The 17678-nt window shown below is 58.4% G+C and carries 17 protein-coding genes; 15 read left to right on the forward strand and 2 right to left on the reverse strand.

What is annotated here, in order from left to right:
* Positions 1-23 precede the first annotated feature (23 nt).
* The 9 genes from AC245Y_RS25505 (at position 24) to AC245Y_RS25545 (ending at position 9114) form a co-directional block, all read left to right on the forward strand.
* Positions 24-1283, forward strand: a complete 1260-nt coding sequence (locus AC245Y_RS25505; RefSeq protein ID WP_017996085.1) for an ABC transporter substrate-binding protein — start codon at positions 24-26, stop codon at positions 1281-1283.
* A gap of 63 nt (positions 1284-1346) precedes the next feature.
* Entirely contained in the window at positions 1347-2228 is an 882-nt protein-coding gene (locus tag AC245Y_RS25510; RefSeq protein WP_012755190.1) for a carbohydrate ABC transporter permease, read from the forward strand.
* Entirely contained in the window at positions 2221-3057 is an 837-nt protein-coding gene (locus AC245Y_RS25515; RefSeq protein ID WP_017996084.1) for a carbohydrate ABC transporter permease, read from the forward strand. The genes AC245Y_RS25510 and AC245Y_RS25515 overlap by 8 nt, the downstream gene beginning before the upstream one ends.
* Before the next feature lie 13 nt (positions 3058-3070).
* Positions 3071-4213, forward strand: coding sequence for an ABC transporter ATP-binding protein (locus AC245Y_RS25520; protein WP_012755192.1), 1143 nt, complete (start codon positions 3071-3073; stop codon positions 4211-4213).
* A gap of 141 nt (positions 4214-4354) precedes the next feature.
* Complete coding sequence (locus AC245Y_RS25525) at positions 4355-5728, forward strand: NosD domain-containing protein (protein WP_017996083.1); 1374 nt, start codon at positions 4355-4357, stop codon at positions 5726-5728.
* A gap of 92 nt (positions 5729-5820) precedes the next feature.
* Positions 5821-7509 carry a glycoside hydrolase family protein gene (locus AC245Y_RS25530; RefSeq protein WP_032996967.1) on the forward strand — a complete coding sequence of 563 codons (1689 nt, stop codon included), beginning with the start codon at positions 5821-5823 and terminating at the stop codon, positions 7507-7509.
* 43 nt (positions 7510-7552) lie between these two features.
* Positions 7553-7741 carry a hypothetical protein gene (locus tag AC245Y_RS25535; RefSeq protein WP_164902314.1) on the forward strand — a complete coding sequence of 63 codons (189 nt, stop codon included), beginning with the start codon at positions 7553-7555 and terminating at the stop codon, positions 7739-7741.
* Positions 7650-7841 (forward strand): hypothetical protein, encoded by a 192-nt coding sequence (locus AC245Y_RS25540; protein ID WP_012755195.1) that lies wholly within the window; start codon positions 7650-7652, stop codon positions 7839-7841. Before AC245Y_RS25535 ends, AC245Y_RS25540 begins: the two co-directional genes overlap by 92 nt.
* A gap of 133 nt (positions 7842-7974) precedes the next feature.
* Positions 7975-9114, forward strand: a complete 1140-nt coding sequence (locus tag AC245Y_RS25545; RefSeq protein ID WP_017996081.1) for an ROK family transcriptional regulator — start codon at positions 7975-7977, stop codon at positions 9112-9114.
* A gap of 11 nt (positions 9115-9125) precedes the next feature.
* Here AC245Y_RS25545 and AC245Y_RS25550 read toward each other — a convergent pair whose 3' ends face one another.
* A complete protein-coding gene (locus AC245Y_RS25550) occupies positions 9126-10172 on the reverse strand; it encodes a Gfo/Idh/MocA family protein (RefSeq protein WP_026157573.1) in 1047 nt (348 codons plus the stop codon).
* Between the two features lie 364 nt (positions 10173-10536).
* Here AC245Y_RS25550 and AC245Y_RS25555 point away from each other — a divergent pair, with 364 nt between their 5' ends.
* The 6 genes from AC245Y_RS25555 to AC245Y_RS25580 all read left to right on the forward strand — a co-directional run bounded on the left by AC245Y_RS25555 (position 10537) and on the right by AC245Y_RS25580 (position 16948).
* A complete protein-coding gene (locus AC245Y_RS25555; RefSeq protein WP_003562329.1) occupies positions 10537-11835 on the forward strand; it encodes a type 2 periplasmic-binding domain-containing protein in 1299 nt (432 codons plus the stop codon).
* Positions 11836-11904: 69 nt separating this feature from the next.
* A complete protein-coding gene (locus AC245Y_RS25560; protein ID WP_017996078.1) occupies positions 11905-12834 on the forward strand; it encodes a carbohydrate ABC transporter permease in 930 nt (309 codons plus the stop codon).
* Positions 12831-13673: a carbohydrate ABC transporter permease gene (locus AC245Y_RS25565; protein ID WP_012755199.1), complete on the forward strand. Its 843-nt coding sequence runs from the start codon at positions 12831-12833 to the stop codon at positions 13671-13673. Before AC245Y_RS25560 ends, AC245Y_RS25565 begins: the two co-directional genes overlap by 4 nt.
* Positions 13674-13711: 38 nt before the next feature.
* Complete coding sequence (locus AC245Y_RS25570) at positions 13712-14950, forward strand: ROK family transcriptional regulator (RefSeq protein ID WP_003562326.1); 1239 nt, start codon at positions 13712-13714, stop codon at positions 14948-14950.
* A 59-nt stretch (positions 14951-15009) separates the two neighbouring features.
* Positions 15010-15864, forward strand: a complete 855-nt coding sequence (locus AC245Y_RS25575) for a sugar phosphate isomerase/epimerase family protein (RefSeq protein WP_026157572.1) — start codon at positions 15010-15012, stop codon at positions 15862-15864.
* 22 nt (positions 15865-15886) lie between these two features.
* Positions 15887-16948: an ABC transporter ATP-binding protein gene (locus AC245Y_RS25580; RefSeq protein WP_012755201.1), complete on the forward strand. Its 1062-nt coding sequence runs from the start codon at positions 15887-15889 to the stop codon at positions 16946-16948.
* Between the two features lie 115 nt (positions 16949-17063).
* On the opposite strand, the gene AC245Y_RS25585 is transcribed toward AC245Y_RS25580, so the two are convergent.
* Positions 17064-17537, reverse strand: coding sequence for a ProQ/FINO family protein (locus tag AC245Y_RS25585; protein ID WP_017996075.1), 474 nt, complete (start codon positions 17535-17537; stop codon positions 17064-17066).
* Positions 17538-17678: the final 141 nt, after the last annotated feature.

A 17678-nucleotide genomic window follows, 5' to 3' on the forward strand; every position in this document is an offset into this window, starting at 1 on the left:
AGCGGGCCACATGGGAGGAATCGATGAAGAAATTGCTTGGTGCCAGCGCACTTGCGCTTGTTTTCATAACCGCCACTGCCAATGCCGAAACCATCAATATCTTGGTCGAAGGCGGCGGCGAAATGTTGCAGAAGGCGGTCGCCGAGAAGTTTACTGCCGAAACAGGCATCGAGGTGAACTTCACGACCGTTCCCTATCAGGGTGTCTTTGACAAATTCTCAGCCGAAATCGCCTCTGGCTCTTCCGCGTTCGATGTCGTGACGATCGACGTCGTGTGGAATGCGAAGTTTGCAAGCCACGTCGAGGATCTCTCGGCTCTTTTCACCGATGCGGTTCGCGCGGATTTACCGCCTTCCTTGCTTGCCGATGCGAAGGTTGGTGACAAACTGATCGGTATGCCTGCCTGGGCCAATGCCGAGATCGTGTTCTATCGCAAGGATCTGTTTGATAAGGCGGAGGAAAAGGAGGCTTTTCAGGCGAAGTATGGCTATCCTCTCGCGCCGCCCAAAACCTGGCAGCAGTGGCGCGACATTGCGAAATTCTTCACGCGTGACACTGACGGCGATGGAAAGACCGACTTCTGGGGCACCGACACCATCGGCACGTTTTCAGAGGAATGGATGGCGCATGTGCTGCAAGCGGGTTCGCCAGGGGTGATCCTCGATAAGGACGGGCAGGTCATCATCGACAACGAGGCGCACAAAAAGGCACTGGAATTCTACATCGCGCCACACTGCATTGATCGTTCCGTTCCGGAAAATGTGAACGAAATCGGCTGGGGCGAGGCGCAGAACCTGTTCTATCAGGGCAAAACAGCGATGATGAAGTTCTGGACGCACGCCTACAAGATGACGCCTCCGGATTCAAAGGTCAGCGGCAAGGTCGGCGTGGTACCAATGCTGACCGGCGACGCCGGGATCGCAGCTGTTCCTGGCCCTTGGTACAACGTCGTTCCCTCGACATCCGAGCACAAGGATGCAGCGAAAAAATTCATCTCGTTTGCGATCGCCAATAATGCCCTGGGTATCGAAGCTCCCCTCGGTCTTGCCGCGACGAATTCCGCCTATCGCAGCTATTCAGGCAAGGCCGGCTATGAGCACTTCCCCCCACTTCTTGAGACGCTGAGCGCGCCTGCCACCCAGGGCCGGCCGATCAATGAAAAATATCAGGAAATCGTCGATGAAGCTGTGCTGCCGGCTATCCAGCAGGCACTCACCTGCAAGGCGGATATCGGGGAGGTCCTGACGGAAGCCAAGGAAACGATCGAGGACATTCTCAACTAGCCTCGTACATTCCTCCACATCGTGGGGCAAAATATGCCCCACCCTTAGCTTTCGGAGACGGACATGTCGGGTGAAGACCGATTTGTACTTTGCATGCTCGCGCCTGCAGTCGCCATTCTCGGCGTGCTGGTCGCTTACCCGGTGGGGCTCCTGGTCTTCGATTCCTTTTTCAAGGTCGATACGATCACGCCCCATATTCGCGAATGGGTCGGGCTGCAGAACTATGTCGATGCCTTGACGTCGAAACGTGTCATGGAAAGCGCTCTGCGGACCGTTCAGTATTCGCTTTTCGCGCTGTTCTTCGAGTTCACGTTCGGCTTCTGTGCGGCGCTGATTTTTTCGGCGCTTGCCGGTCAATCGCGGTGGCATCGCACGATCTTCGCTCTGCCGCTGATGGTTCCGCCCATCGTCGCGGGTCTACTTTGGCGATTTCTGCTCGTCGGCAATATCGGCATCCTGAACTACGGGCTCGTCCGTTTGGGTCTGATAAGCGAACCAGACGCGATCGCATGGTTGTCCAGCGAAGATATCGTCATCTATTCTGTTTCCTTTGCCGACATCTGGCTGACGACTTCCTTTGTCGCCCTTGTGTCCTATGCCGGGCTGACGAACATCCCAAAAGACCTGCTGGAGGCAGCGCGGATCGACGGGGCGAATGCGCTCAAGCGCTTTTGGCATGTCACCCTTCCCCTCATGCGGCCGGTGATCGCCGTCGTGGTGATCGTGCGGGGCGTGGATGCTGCAAAGACATTCGACCTGATCTGGATACAGACGCAGGGTGGTCCCAGTCACGCTTCTGAAGTGTTCTCGATGAACATCTACCAGCGCATGGTTCGGTTCGGCGATCTCGGCGAGGCTTCCGCGTCAGGAACATTGTTCCTCATCGTCATGATGCTTTTGGCGGCAGTCGCCTATTGGAAGATATGGAGGCCGGTCCATGCGTAGAGCTCCCCGCCCCAATCTCAGCGGAATCCTGATCAACGCGGCAGCCCTCGTGTTGGTGCTATCCTACGCGCTGCCTTACATCTATCTCCTGATGACCTCCATCAAGCCCGCGGCTGATGTCCAACAGATCCCGCCAAGCTTCTTTCCGGCCGTTGTGTCGTTCGAGAACTTCCGCGAAGTGCTGCGATCCTCCACTTTGCCGAGAGCCTTCGTCAATTCCCTCACCGTCGCGGTGCTGACGACGGCTCTCTCGCTTTCGGTGGCCGTGCCTGCCGCTTACGTTGCCACGCAGTACCGGCGCCGGATCACCACCATTTTCCTGCTCTTCGCCCTGGTGACACGCATGGTGCCGTCGGTGGCGCTCGGAGTGCCGCTGTTCCAGCTTTTGAAGTCTCTGGGTCTGCTCGATACCATTCCAGGCCTGGTGCTCGCTCACACGTCGGCCGCGGTACCACTGGCACTGCTGCTCATGTCCGCGTTCTTCGAGGGCATACCGAAGGAGCTCGAAGAAGCCGCGCGCATGGATGGCTGCACGCGATTCCAGGCATTTCGAAAGATCGTGCTTCCGGTCATGACAGGGGGGATAGCGGTCACCGCGCTCTTTACCTTCATTACAAGCTGGAACGAGTTCCTCTACGCGCTGCTGTTGACATCGGAGGCGACCAAAACGGCGCCGATCGTCATCGCCGAATACAATTCGGTCTACGGGCTTGCCTGGGGGGCGATGACCGCCGCAGCCGTCCTCTACTCGCTGCCGGTCATCATCGTAACGCTCGCACTGCAAAAACAAATCGTCGGCGGCCTGACTTTCGGCGCTGTGAAGGGATGAGGGAGGCAAAGGCATGGCCGGCATAGAACTGCGCAATATCAACAAGGTCTATGGAAACAGCTTTCACGCTCTGCACGATCTGAGCTTCGACATCAGGGATGGCGAGTTCATGGTTTTCGTCGGCCCGTCCGGATGTGGGAAATCGACGGCGCTCAGGATGATCGCTGGCCTGGAGAGCATTACGAGCGGTGAACTCAAAATCGGTGACAGGTTAGTCAACGATGTCGATCCCAAGGATCGCGACATCGCCATGGTCTTTCAGTCCTATGCGCTCTACCCGCACAAGACAGTGCGGGAGAACATTGCCTTCCCCTTGCTGATGGCAGGCCTGCCGAAGACCGAGATTGCCAGCCGCGTAGACGAAGCCGCCCGCATCCTCGAACTGACGACTTTGCTCGACCGCAGGCCGGCACTCCTTTCAGGAGGCCAGCGTCAGCGTGTCGCCATGGGACGGGCGATCGTCCGCAAACCAGCGGCCTTCCTGATGGATGAACCGTTGTCGAACCTCGATGCCAAGCTGCGCGTGCAGATGCGCGCCGAGATCGCCAGTCTCCAGAGAAAACTGAATGTCACGACGATTTACGTGACCCACGACCAGGTCGAGGCGATGACGATGGGTGACCGCGTCGCTGTCATGAAAGGCGGTGTGCTGCAGCAAGTCGACACACCGCAAAACCTGTACAATCGTCCTGACAATGTCTTTGTCGCCGCCTTTATCGGATCGCCCTCGATGAATTTGTACGAGGCCGTTCTGAATGGGAGGACGCTGACCCTGGGCAGCAACAGCCTAGAAATCCCCGACCGGGTTTTCGAAGGCCGCCCCTCGCTCAAAGGTGCGTCCAACCGTCAGGTCATTGTCGGTATCCGGCCCGAGCATATGAACGACGCCGCAATCCGGCCCTCTTCGGCCGAGATCTCGGCCCCGGTTACTCTTGTCGAGGCGCTAGGTTCTGAATCCATGGTGCATCTGAATATCGACGCCACCCGGGTGGATGCCGGCGACCCGGACGCCGTCGCCGACATCGGCAACGAAAAGGCTGCTGTAGCCCGCTTTTCTCCGAAGAGCACAGTCCGCGCAGGTGACATCGCGCGCATCGCTGTCGATGCCGACGAACTCCATTTCTTTGAACCGGACAGCCGCACCAGCATCTGGTGATGGTGCGCAGGATCCTGCTCCAAACTCGAACAAGAGAGCCGATTGAACGCATAACCCCAGGCGGCTTGCGCACGACAAGCCAATCAAGAACACCGGTCTACTCTCGCTGTAGCGTAGGAAATGGCCGCGGAGACATGAACCATGGTAAGTGAAAACTTTTACGACGTAACACAATATCCCTCAGGCAACCCCCATGAGGACATTGGATCGGTCATCAATAGCATCATTGCGGATATTAAAAGCAGGCAAGCGGTTCCCGACCAGAATGACGGCGGAAAGCCTGGAGCAGTGATCTATATACCGCCAGGCGATTATCGTCTTGTCACCCAGGTCGTGATAGACCTGAGTTATCTGAAGATTGTCGGCTCGGGACATGGCTTTACGTCTTCGAGCATCCGTTTCAACACACCTGCTGACGAACTGGCACAGTGGCGCGAAGTGTGGCCGGGCGGAAGTCGCGTATGTGTGGACATGTCTCCGGACGCCGCCGACGGTGAGGCTGCCGGAGCCGCGTTCTACGTCAAGCGCACCGGCAATCCTCGCATAAGCTCTGTGGAATTTGCCGATTTTTGCATCGATGGCCTGCACTTCATGGACGACGGTTCGGGGCAGAATGATGCGGAAAATACCTACAGGAATGGCAAAACGGGAATCTATGTGGGCAGCGCCAATGACTCATTCCGAATAACGGGGATGGGCCTTATCTATCTGGAACATGGAGTGACTGTTCATGACGCGGATGCGCTGGCGATAGACAATAATTTCATTGCAGAGTGCGGCAACTGTATCGAATTGAAAGGTATGGGGCAGGCCTCGAGGATAGCGAATAATTTTGTCGGAGCCGGATATAGGGGACACTCCGTCTACGCTGAAAATTACGGCGGCATCCTGGTCTCTTCAAACAACGTCTTCCCCCGAGGTGCCAGCAGCGTCTATTTTTCCGGCGTGGTGCGTTCCTCGATCACAGGAAACAGATTCCATTCCTTCTATCCCGGAATGCTGGTTTTTGCTGCGAATTGCTGCGAAAACCTGGTTTCCTCAAATCACTTCCTGCGGGATCGCGAGCCGTGGGCGCCCATGCAGAAGTACGATAACGGCCTGGATGACCTGTTCGGACTTTTGCGCATTGAGGGCAGCAATAATTCGGTCATCGCCAACCACATTTCAGAAACGATCGATACTCAATATATCAAGCCTCTCGCCGCAAAGCCTGTGATCATCAATGTCGTTTCCGGCAGCGGGAACTACATCGCCAATAATCACATCGTGGCCACAACCGAAATGTCGCAAATCAACGACGCACCAAACAGCGCGTGTTTTTCAACGCAAGTGGGCGCATTGCTTTCAACGGACAATTTGAAGGCGCTCGAGGTAACGGCAGTACGGGTGCAAAGGGGTTCGGTGCGGAATACAGTTCTAGATTCAGGCCGTGTCGAACAGGTCGAGATGGACAGAACAGTGAATGCTTTCAGGGGCACTCCAGTTCCCGGGCAATCGTCGGCAGAGTTTCACTAGACCGAACATAGTTAGGCCGTCGGTCGAAAATCCAGTGACTATTCGGAGTTGTGTTCATGGCGAACCAAATGGACCGGCAAGATGGCCCGTTGATGCAGCAAAACCTGTTCCTACCCTCGGGATACCACTTGGAATTTTGGGCCGCGGGCGACGGCTTTTTTCGTATCGACATTGACGGGAAAACGGTTTGGCAGGTTCGGTCATTTGCCATCGATCCGGAGTTTTTCAAATATCACCACAGGGAAGCTTGCGAGGTCACCATTGTCACCAATGCGCCGGACGCTGTTCTGTGGGCCTATGGATATCAGCCTCAAACCGTGCACGAGACCGGTATAACAGTGTTTGAATTCTCGCAAAAAGGGATCCTTCAACGCACCGGCGCGGAAATTGAAAATTGGCTTCGGTCCGATCCGGATCGTCCTGCGCTTCATTTCTCGCCAATCCGGCATTGGATGAACGACCCCGTAGGTCTCTGCAAGATCGACGAGCTATGGCACCTTTTTTATCAATTCCATCCGAGCGGCAGTGATTGGGGACCGATGCACTGGGGACATGCGACCAGCCGCGATCTGGTCAATTGGCTTCACATGCCGGTATTTCTGCATCCAGAACAGAACCTGTGGCGTCTCGGCGCCACAGGGGGCGCATTCTCCGGCAACGCCTTTCGGGATCGAGATGGAAGTTTGATGTTCTTTTACACCGAGCGCCTGCCTGCCTATGACCTTTTCAAGGGCTATCGGGAAATTCAGAAAATAGCGCGCCCGGATCGGAGGATGATCAAGGCAGAAGGCATTGTGACGGTGTTGGAAGAGCGTCCCGATGGGGTCGAGCACGATTTCCGCGATCCAAAGGTTTGGTGGGATGACGCAGCCAACGCCTATCGCATGATACTCGGCGCATCGATCGAAGGCGATCCCGCAGTGTTGTTGTTTGGCTCCGCCGATGGCCTCGATTGGCAATATCTCAGGCCGCTCTACCGTGCACCGGCTAATTTCCGCCAGGAAGGCGCGCGTGCGGTTGAATGCCCGGATTTCTTTCGGCTGGAGGAAAAGTGGGTTCTGGTGATGGGTTTTGTTGGCCATGTCGAGCCACGAACACGGCGCCACAATCTCCTTTATGCCCTGATCGGCGAGTTTATAGACGACTGCTTCGTGGCCGACATGCCGGAAATGCAATTGCTGGATTTCGGCACCGATTATTATGCGATGCAGAGTTTCGAAGCGGGAGGGCGCCAGATCGCCTTTGCCTGGCTTTTCAATTGGGAATATCGCAAGCCCGAGGGCTCAGCCTATTCCGGAGAGATGTCCCTACCACGTGTTCTAAGTTTGAGTGAGGACGGGAAGAGGCTGCGCATGCTGCCGACGATCGAAGTCGACGATCACTTTGCCGCTGACCCTATCGTCGAGAAACAATGCGGCAAATTCTCGCTACCAATGGCACCCATTGAAATTCGCCTTTCCGGAGCCCTGGAAGGCAGCAAGGTCGTTGCAACGCAGGGCGGCGAACTTGCCTTCGAGGTCTGCGTCGCTGGAGGTATTCTCTCGATCCGGCTCGCCCAGGACGACGGCTCGATCCATTACGTGGCGGAGCTTGCCGACGGAAAGGACCTTCGTCTGTTTCATGATTGCGGAATCGTCGAGATTTTCGCCGATGGCGGAACTGTTTGTGGAACCCGTCGCGGATACGCGAATATCAACCCCGATTACCTGGAAATCTCATCGTCCGCTTCAACGCGGGTGCTGGAAAGGGATGCGAAACGCTGCTGTGCTGGCGCAAGATGAGCTATTGAATGAAACGCTTGGGCCTTCACGGAATAACGAGATCTTGATCGACAACAACAGTTATCGAAACCCCGGTCGGCCCTATTTGACCGAGTATTGCGCTGATATGGCAGATTTCAGGCAGTGCTGGGGAGGGTGGGATGCTTCAAGTCCGCAAAAAATTGCTGATAACCGCGACAGCCGTCATCGTGGTTGCGGTATCGTCGTCATCCTGCACGACGAGCTCGAATGACTCGATGCAGACCGGCTCGGTTGGATATACCGGCGCCGACTATTCGCTCAGACCTGCCTGCCGCGATGGGTTTGGCAACGATCATCCTTGCAGCTATTAACGACCGATAGAGTGAAGCTCCGATTGCCGTGTAGTTTCCGGTCTGACGCTGCATAAGGCGGCTGCCAAGCCCGGCTTTCCCATAGCCCGCGGATGAAGTACACAACCGAGGTGGTGCTCTAGGAAAGACAGTCATGCGGTATCTTCGGTCAGGGCCGCGTCGGCTTCAAACCCCGGACATGGGCGCCCCGCGCACCAAAATGGTCGGTCTGCGGTCTGGTGAAATCGCCGACCGGAATATTCGCGTCATTCTGGAGGCGATCCGCCGTCATGGCCCGCTGACCCGGATGGAGCTTGGGCGTCATAGCGGCCTGACCGGCCCTGGCATTACCAATATTCTCCGCCGATTGGCCGAGGAAAAGCTTATCACCTCCAACCGTCGCAATGGCCTTGGCGGAGGGGCCACCGCCACCGAGTTTGCCTTGCGTCCGGAAGGTGCTTTCTCGATCGGCGTCAAGCTTCGCCAAAGGCGTGGCGAGGCCGTACTCATCGATTTGAGTGGTCAGCTCCATGACCGGGTCTATATCGAGCTGGACCCCGCTGACAAAGTCGGTCTGGTGCATGCGGCCGTCAGGGATATGGTCGATCGCCACGCCGCGTTGCCGATCATCGGGCTCGGCATCGCCGCCAACGACTGGACGGAGGATCAAAGCGATCAGATCGCCGCGATGTCGACGATCGCGCGTCCCTATGTCGAGAACGAGTGTACGGCGAGCCTTCTCGCCGAGCGCACGATCGGAAGCTCCGGCAGGGAAGGCGGACTTGCGATGATCATCATCGACGACGACGTTCAGGCCGGCTTTCTCATTCGCGGTATTCCCTATTCCGGCGTGCATGGCCGGGCGGGCAGCATCGGCGAAATGTTGACCGGTCCCGACAATGTCCAGCTCAATACCGTCGTCGGTTTCGAATCCCTGCGATCACGGATCGGCGACCAGGCGTTCACTAGCCTGCTGAAGGGCGAGGAAATCTCCTCGCCGCTACTGTCGCAATGGATACGGGAAGCCGCTGGCCATCTGCTCGACCCGATCATCGCCATGGCCGGTTTCCTCGCCCCGAGCGTCGTCATGATCGGCAGCGATCTGCCGCAGGGCGTGATCGAAGCGCTGATCCATCAGCTTTCCATCGAGCGGCGCGACACCTCGACGAGACCGTTGCTGACGCCCTGGATTTCTCCGATGAAACCTGCGAGCTTCAGCGGCGGCGGCGTTGCGCTCGGTGCCGCTCTCCTCCCCTTCCTCAACACTTTGCTGCTGCCGCCTGCCTCGGCTTGACGCATGTTGCTTCAGGCGAGCGCTTCATCGGCGTGGCTGAGATCGGAGGCCAGCGCTTTGTCCAGGACTTTCTGGATATTGGCCGCCCGCCGGAACGAGGGTTCCTGGGTCCTGCCCGCCCGCACTGCCTGGACGAAACGCTGGTAGTTCGTCTCGACCGGATCGAAGGGGACGTCACGCCAGGTCGCCGTGTGCACGTCCTCGCCAAGACAGGCGCGAAGCGTCGATTTTCCGGTGTCGTAGATCATCTCGATCGAGCCGGTTTCGCCATAGACCCTGAGGCGCAACTGATCCATCTGTCCGGCCGCCGTGCGCGTCGCCTGGATCGTGCCGATTGCCCCGCCAGTGAAATCGACATTCATCGTAAAACTGTCATTCGCATCGAGATCATATTCGCCGATCTTGTGTCCTGGCGCCTTGTCGAAGGTCTTCAGCCGCGCGAAGACATGAGCAACGTCAAGGCCTGAACCGTATGATGCGAAATCGACGATGTGAATTCCGATATCACCGAGCGCGCCGTTGGATCCATGCTTCTTGCTCAGCCGCCACAGCCATTTGCTTTCGCTCTTCCAGTCGCCCCAATGCCGACCGACCAGCCAGCTTTGCAGATGCGACGCCTCGACATGGCGCACTTGCCCGATTTCGCCGGCGAGCACCATCTGCCGGCCCTTCTGAAGGGCGGGCGAATTGCGATAGGTGAAATTGACCATGCCGACCTTGCCCGATCGCTCGATGGCCTCGGTCATCTCCATGGCCTTGATCGCATCGGTGGCGAGCGGTTTCTCACAGAAGACGTGCTTGCCGGCTGCGATCGCCTGTAGCGTCGTCGGGTGGTGAATGCGGTCCGGCGTGACATTTGCGACAGCGTCGAACTCGCCCCAGGCGAGAGCTTCCTCAAGGGTCGTGAAATGGTTGGCGATGCCATGTTCGGTGCAAAAGGCCGCGAGCCTTTCCGGGACGACATCGACGCCGCCCACGACGCTGACACCTTCAATCGCCTTGAAGTTGGCGGCATGCTGGTTGGCCATGCCGCCGGTACCGAGAATGAGTAGACGCATCTTATCCTCCATGGAATTAACTTCCCGCGACGGTTCAGCCGGGCAAAACCGCACTCACGCCATCGCAGCAATCCGTGATTGCCTCGTGCTCTTCTTCAGGAAAATTGCGGTGGATGCGCCGCGCGTGCGGCGGGACGCTCCATCACTTTCACGGCGTATATCCTTTTCCGGAAATCGATCTCGATTTTCCGGAACGGTGCGCTAGCTGCTGTTGATTGTCGCCAGCATCTCAACCTCCCAGGCCTTACAAGCTGTGGCTTGACATCAAATCAAAGTAACTTAATCTAATTAATGCAGCACGGAAATGAGGAGAGGTCAACTGACCGCCAGGCTGTATCCGTTCAAAATGGGGAGGAGACCCATCATGAAGAGCGCCACCGTCAGCGCATTTGCGCTGAGCACCATGTTATTTTCAGCATCTACGTCATTTGCCCAGGAACTTGCCACGAAGGACAGGATCGGCCTTGCCGATGCGCCCAAATCCCTCGTCGTCCGTTTGACGAACGACAGCCCCAACAATTCGGATCCGGCGATCGCCGAGGGCTATCAGAAGCTCTTCGTCGATTTCATCAAGAAGCATCCGGACTGGAAATTGCAGATGCAATTCATGTCCTCGGACATCGGCACCGAACAGGCCAAGATGCTGGAGCAGGCCAAGGCCGGCAACGCGCCTGACTGCGCCGCTGTCGACTCCTTCGTCCTCTCGCAGTTCATGGTCAATAAAGTTCTTGCGGACTTCACGCCGTATTTTTCGAAGGAGGAAGTGGATGACCTGTTCCCCTTCATCCGCAGCGGCATCACCGATAAGGACCAGACGGTCCGCGCTTGGTGGTGGGATACCGATCTTCGTGTGCTCTACCGCAACAAGTCGATCGTTGCGGACGCGCCGCAGACATGGGACGACCTGAAAAAGGCCGCGCTCGCCTCCACCAAGGAAGGCATGGAAGGTGTCCTCTTCAATGGCGGGCGCTGGGAAGGCACGACGTTCGACTGGCTCGCGAATTATTGGGCGCTGGGCGGCAAGCTTGTCGACGATTCAGGCAAGCCGGTATTCGGCGAAGGCGAGAACAAGGAGAAATTCCTGAAGGCCCTGAATTATTTCAAGGATCTCGTCGATTCGGGTGCCGCGCCCAAGCGCGTCAGCACGATCGCGAATTATGACGATTTGAATGCTGCGGCCGCCGCGGCGACGACGGCTCTCTTCATCGGCGGCAACTGGCAATATGCGCAGTTGAAGGCCACGCTCGACGAGGACGAGTTCAACAACTGGACCTTCTCGCCGATCCCCGGGCCCAGCGCCGATCAGCGTTCGACCGGCACCGGCGGTTGGACGATCGCCTCCTTCAGTAAGGACAAGGATAAGGTCGAGATGTGCGCCAACCTCGCCCGCGAGGTTTATATGGGGCCGGCAAACGCGCTGCAGCAGCAGTTGCCGACCAGGAAGTCGCTGTTCGACAAATATGAGGTCTTCTCTACCGAAGCCAACAAGACCTTCGCCAAGGCTCTGGTCGACGGACAGGCACGCCCGGGTGTGCCGATCTATCCCGAAATCTCCAACCAGATCCAGATCATGATGGGCGACGTGCTCTCGGGGACCAAAAAGCCGGAAGACGCGTTGAATGCCGCCTACAACGCGGCGCTGGAGGCTTACAAGCGACTCTAGTGCTTCTGAGCGTGACGGCGCCTGCCCCCGGGCGCCGTCACATTGCGAAACCCCGGACAGAGAGGCCCAATGAGCCCCATCGCCATCGAGGTTGACAGCCCGCCTCAAAGCAGATCGTTCATGCGCCGTTTCGCCGGTGCGCCCCTGCCCTGGATCATGCCCGTGATCATCGTCATCGGCATCTTCTATCTTTATCCCGTCATCGATGTATTCAGGCTTTCATTCACCAATGCGACGCTGATCGGCGACAATCAGGATTATACGCTGGGGTCGATCACCAATGCGTTGAGCTCGCCGCAGCTGCCCGACATTTTATGGGCGACCCTGATCTTCGTCGGCGGCAGCGTCATCGGCCAGCAGATTTTAGGTCTTGCGGTCGCCGTCGTGGTCATCCGCGGTGAAAAACGCGGCCTGTTCGGCACCACCATTTTGAGGACGACGGCGCTTGTTGCCTGGGTTGTTCCCGGAATTGCCGGCGGCATCATCTGGCAGATGCTCTTTTCCGAAGCGCCTTATGGCGCGCTGAACAGCATTCTCAGGTTGATGCACATGCCTGTTGTCGCCTGGCTCTCGGACCCCGCAATCGCACCGTGGTCCACCCTCATCTCCAACATATGGCGCGGCACAGCATTTTCGATGGTCGTCATGTATGCGGCGCTGAAGTCGATCGATCCCTCGCTCTATGAAGCGGCGGAGGTCGACGGCGCAACGGCATCGCAGCAGTTTTTCTTCGTCACGCTTCCGCAACTGCGCGCGGCAATCCTCGTCAACATGATCCTCATTACGATCCAGACGGTGAATACCTTCGATGCGATCATCACGCTGACAGGCGGCGGTCCGGGGCGCGCGACCGAGGTCATCTCACTCTACGTCTTCAATATCGTCTTTAGAAACTACGACCTGTCCGGCGGCAGCGTGCTCTCCGTGCTCATGCTGATCATCAGCCTCGGGCTCGCCTTTATCTATGCGTCGTTCCTGCCGAAGGAGGAAGAGCAATGAACGGACGGACCGGAACGCGGCTCGGCGATGCCATGAGTTATCTGTTCATGCTGGTAATGTTCGTGTTCTTCGCTGGCCCCCTCACCTATCTCCTGTCGATGGCGATGCGTGACAAGCGCGAGATCTATCGCGGCGCGGCGCGATATATTCCAAACAATCCCACCATCGACAATTTCATCACCGTTTTGAACAACAGCTACTTTCCGATCTATCTCTGGAACGGCCTCAAGCTTGCCGCCCTTAGCGGACTGGGCGTCCTGATCGTCGCACTGCCCGCGGCTTACGCTTTTTCCCGCTTTCAGTTCCGGGGCAAGGGCCTGTCGATGATGGGGCTGCTGCTTTTCCAGATGATCTCGCCGCTTGTCATCATGGTGCCGCTCTACCGCTACATGAACCGCCTCGGCCTGCTGGATACGCATTTTGCCGTCGTCATGGTCTATATCGCGCTTGGCGTTCCGCTGGCGACCTGGCTTCTGAAGAGTTCGGTCGACGGCATCCCGCGCAGCCTCGACGAAGCGGCGATGATCGATGGCTGCAATCGATTTTCGGTCTTCTGGCGCATCATTCTGCCACTGTCGGCGCCGGGCATCGCCTCCGTCTTCATCATCACGGTGATTGCCGGTTGGTCGCAATTTCTGGTGCCTTTTCTGTTGCTCACGAAAAATGATCTGATGCCGATCGGCGTCGGGATCTTTAACTTCCGCGGCATGCAAACCGACTCGTCCATCCAACTGCTTGCCGCCGCCTGCCTGATCGCGGTCGTTCCGGCGATCGTCGCCTTCCTGTCGCTCCAGCGGCTGATCCTCGGTGCGATGACCAGCGGCGCGGTCAAGGGATGACGAGCGGTTCAGGCTATGCGCAAGGAAGGATTTCGGGCATGAACCAGACACTCGGCGCCAGGCTGTCCCCGGATCTGACCGGCGCCAATGTCGAAGATGCAGGTGAGCACAACAGGGCTATCGTTCTGCGCTGTATTCATCGCCAGGCGCCGATTTCGCGCGCCGAAATCGCCAGGCGGACGGGTTTTACCAAACCGGCGATCGCCCGGATCGTCGATCGTCTCCTCGATGAGGGCCTGATCATGGAGGCCCGCCGGCGGCATGGGCTGAGAGGTCAGCCGGCGATTGAACTCGAAATCAATCCGGATGCCTGCTTTGCCATCGGCATCAACATCGATCGCGACCATCTGACGATCCTGGCCGTCGATGCCGTCGGCAACGTCCGCGCCCGCGTGCATCACGAGAAACGCTTCATTCTGCCGGCGGAATTCCTGCAGCTCACGGCCGATGCGATTTCGCATTTCCAGCGCAGCCGGCTCATCGACGACGCGCGCCTCGCCGGCATCGGTCTGGCGATGCCGGATTGGCTTGGCGAGATTTCGCTTCTCGGCAAGCCCAAGGCCTATCAGGAATGGACAGCATTCGACGTGCGCGCCGCACTTGAGAACCTGACGCAGCATCCCGTCTTCATCGAAAACGAAGCGAATGCCGCAGCCCTTGCCGAACTCGATTATGGACTGGGTGCTGAAAGCAGCAGCTTCTTCTACATCGCCATCAATCCATGCCCGGGTGGCGGCCTCGTGCTCGACGGCAACGGTCATCGTGGCGCCATGGGCCTCAGCGGCGAAATTGGCTGGCTGCCGATTGCCGATGGCGGGGACGGGAAGGCCCATAAGGTCCAGCTTCTCGGCGAGATATTCTCGCTGTTCTTCCTCTATGATTTCCTTGCGAAACACGGCGTCGAGGTGAGTGTTCCCCACGATCTCCTGACGCTGGATGCGCACGGCAAGCGCCTCGTGTCGCAGTGGCTGAAGGAAATGAGCGCGCATCTGGCTGTCGCCGTCAAGCATATCGGCATGGTCGTCGACCCCGACGCCGTCCTGGTCGGCGGCCGATTGCCGATCCGCATCGTCGACGAATTGCTGCGCTATGTGCACGAGCATCTCGATGCCGAGGACACCAACCTGCCCTCGCTTCATCGCGCCTCGCTCGGAGAGGATGCCTCGGCCATGGGGGCGGCGGTCATGCCGATGGCAGCAGCCCTCATGCTCGCATCGGCGGACGCTGCGCAACGCACACGTTCGCCACTCAAGAACATGGATCGCCTGAACAGTTGAAACGGCCGGCAAGGCCTACGGATTATAGTGAAGATTTTGGTGAAGATGGGAGGATTTTGGTGAAGATCGGCTTTTACACTTCGACATTCAACGATCGCCCCTTCGAGGAAGTGGTGGATTTCGCCGCATCGGCCGGTTTCGACGCCATCGAAATCGATGTCGGCGGCCATATCAAGACGCCGGATCGCGTGGAGGCCGCCGTCGCGCTCGCACGCAGCCGCAACCTCTTCGTGTCGTCGATCACCTATTTCGGCAATCAGCTCGATGCTGACCGCGTAAAACGCGAGGCACTTCGCGAAAGGACTGCCGAATTTGCCGGCGCGATCGGTGAAGCGGGCGTCCCGATCTTCGTGATCTTCCCGGGCCGGGACGACACGGCAAGCGACGAAGCCAATTATGATGACTTCGCCGATTTCGCCAACGGGCTGATCGCCAAGACACAGTCCTATGGCCTCACCTTCGCAATCGAGAACTGGCCGGGTCCGAAGGATAATTTCATCGGAACGACACCCAAAGGATGGCAGGAGCTTTTTCAGCGGATCAGGGACCCGCGCTTCGGCCTGGAATTCGATCCCTCGCACCTCATTCGCATTGGCGTCGATCCCTATCAGGCGATGGAGGCGGTGAAGGACCGCATCGCCATTCTTCATGCCAAGGACACGGCAATCGATAAGGAGAGCCTGCAGGCTGTCGGCTATCACGGCAAGGGCTGGTGGCAATACAAGCTGCCAGGGCTCGGCCTCATCGATTGGCCGAGGTTCCTGCGCCAGGCCCGCGGGGCTGGTTTCGACGGCACGTTGTCGATCGAACACGAGGATGCCGCCTATGGCTGGCCGGGCAGGGACTTAGCCGCCCGCAAAGACGGCGAGCGCCTCGGTCTTGATTATTTGAGAAATGTCCTGAGCGGACTTTGACAGCGATTTCGGGAGGACGGCAATGGCCCATGTTTCGGTCAACAATGCGCGCAAGGATTACGGCGCGTTCAAAGCCATAAAAGGCGTCTCGGTCGATATCGGCGACGGCGAGTTCGTCGTTCTGGTCGGTCCCTCCGGCTGTGGCAAATCCACGCTTCTGAGAATGATCGCGGGCCTCGAGGGTATCACCTCGGGGCAGATCCAGATCGGCAAGCATATCGTCAACGAGCTTGCCCCCAAGGATCGGGACATCGCGATGGTGTTCCAGAATTATGCGCTCTATCCGCACATGACCGTTGCCAAGAACATGGGGTTTTCGTTGCGGCTGAAACGAATGCCGCGCACGGAGATCGATCAGCGGGTCGGCAACGCCGCGAAGATCCTCGGTCTCGAAAGTCTATTGGAGAGATACCCCAAGCAACTGTCGGGCGGCCAGAGACAGCGTGTGGCGATGGGGCGGGCAATCGTGCGCGACCCGGCCGTCTTCCTCTTCGATGAACCCCTGTCGAACCTCGACGCCAAGCTCAGGGTGCAGATGCGCTCGGAGATCAAGGAATTGCATCAACGGCTGCAGACGACCACCATCTATGTCACCCACGACCAGATCGAAGCCATGACCATGGCCGACAAGATCGTCGTCATGAAGGACGGGCTGATCGAGCAGTCGGGTTCTCCGTTGGAATTGTACGATCGTCCGAACAACCTTTTCGTCGCCGGCTTCATCGGCTCCCCGGCGATGAATTTCATCAGCGGCAACATGACGGAAGATGGGTTTCGAACCGCCGACGGCCTACTCCTGCCGAGTGAGCGCCGTCCGGCAGATGCCGCGATCTACGGCATTCGCCCCGAACATATCCGGTTGGACCCAGGCGGCATCGAGGTAACGACGGTGGTCGTCGAGCCCACGGGTTCGGAAACGCTCGTCATCGTCCGGCTGGGGACGCAGACGCTGACCTGTGTCTTCAGGGAACGGATCAGGGCCGCCCCCGGCGAGGTGCTGAGGATTGCACCAATCCATGATGCGGTTCACCTGTTTGCCGGAAACGAGCAGCGGATCACATCAGGCGAAGCCCCGTTGAACTGACCCGGCCGATTGCCCCTCCCCTTCGGCCGGCGCCAGCCGGGGGCGCGTTTTCCGCGCCCCCGACCCCAAATGGAAACGCTATAGAACACTGCTATGAGAAAGCCGTCAGCCGGCTCTAGCTGACGGCGTTCCTTTTGCCGAGGAGGGCTGCGCGGATCTGTTCGCTTTTGCTCAACAGCGGAGCGCGAACCGGTGCTGTCTGCTCGGGCGCGTCGGCTTTGCCGGTAGCCTGCTTGAGGCTCAGGAAGCGGTTTTGCGCGACCAGCCGGTCTTCGGGCGACAGTGGTTCGACGGGTTCACCGTCAAGGTCATGGCGCATGGAATCCGGCTGGGCGCTGGCGAAATAGTAGCGCCGGCCGTGGACGTAGGCCGCGGTCGCCCGCCTGAGCGTCGTGACGCCGGCATCGGGCTTCAGGAGCGGGCGGAGTTCGTTGAAAAGGCCGACGGCAAAAGGCAGGACCGGATCTCCCGCCTTGGCAGGAAGGACGCCAACCGGCCGGATCAACAGCGTGTTGATCGCGTTTGCCTTCTCCACGTCGAGCTCGGTTGCCGCAATCGGTCCGCGGCTGATCTTCCAGGGCTTGTCCATGCGTCCTCCATGTTACGTCCATAGCGACCGACTGTGATGGTATCTTGACGGACAGGGGCGAGCAACGGAAGTCGCACATCGTCGGTTCCACTGCAAGCAGGTGAGACGCGGAACAGGAGCCTGGTGGCAAAAAGCCGCTCC

This window comes from Rhizobium sp. SRDI943 (genome assembly GCF_057653695.1).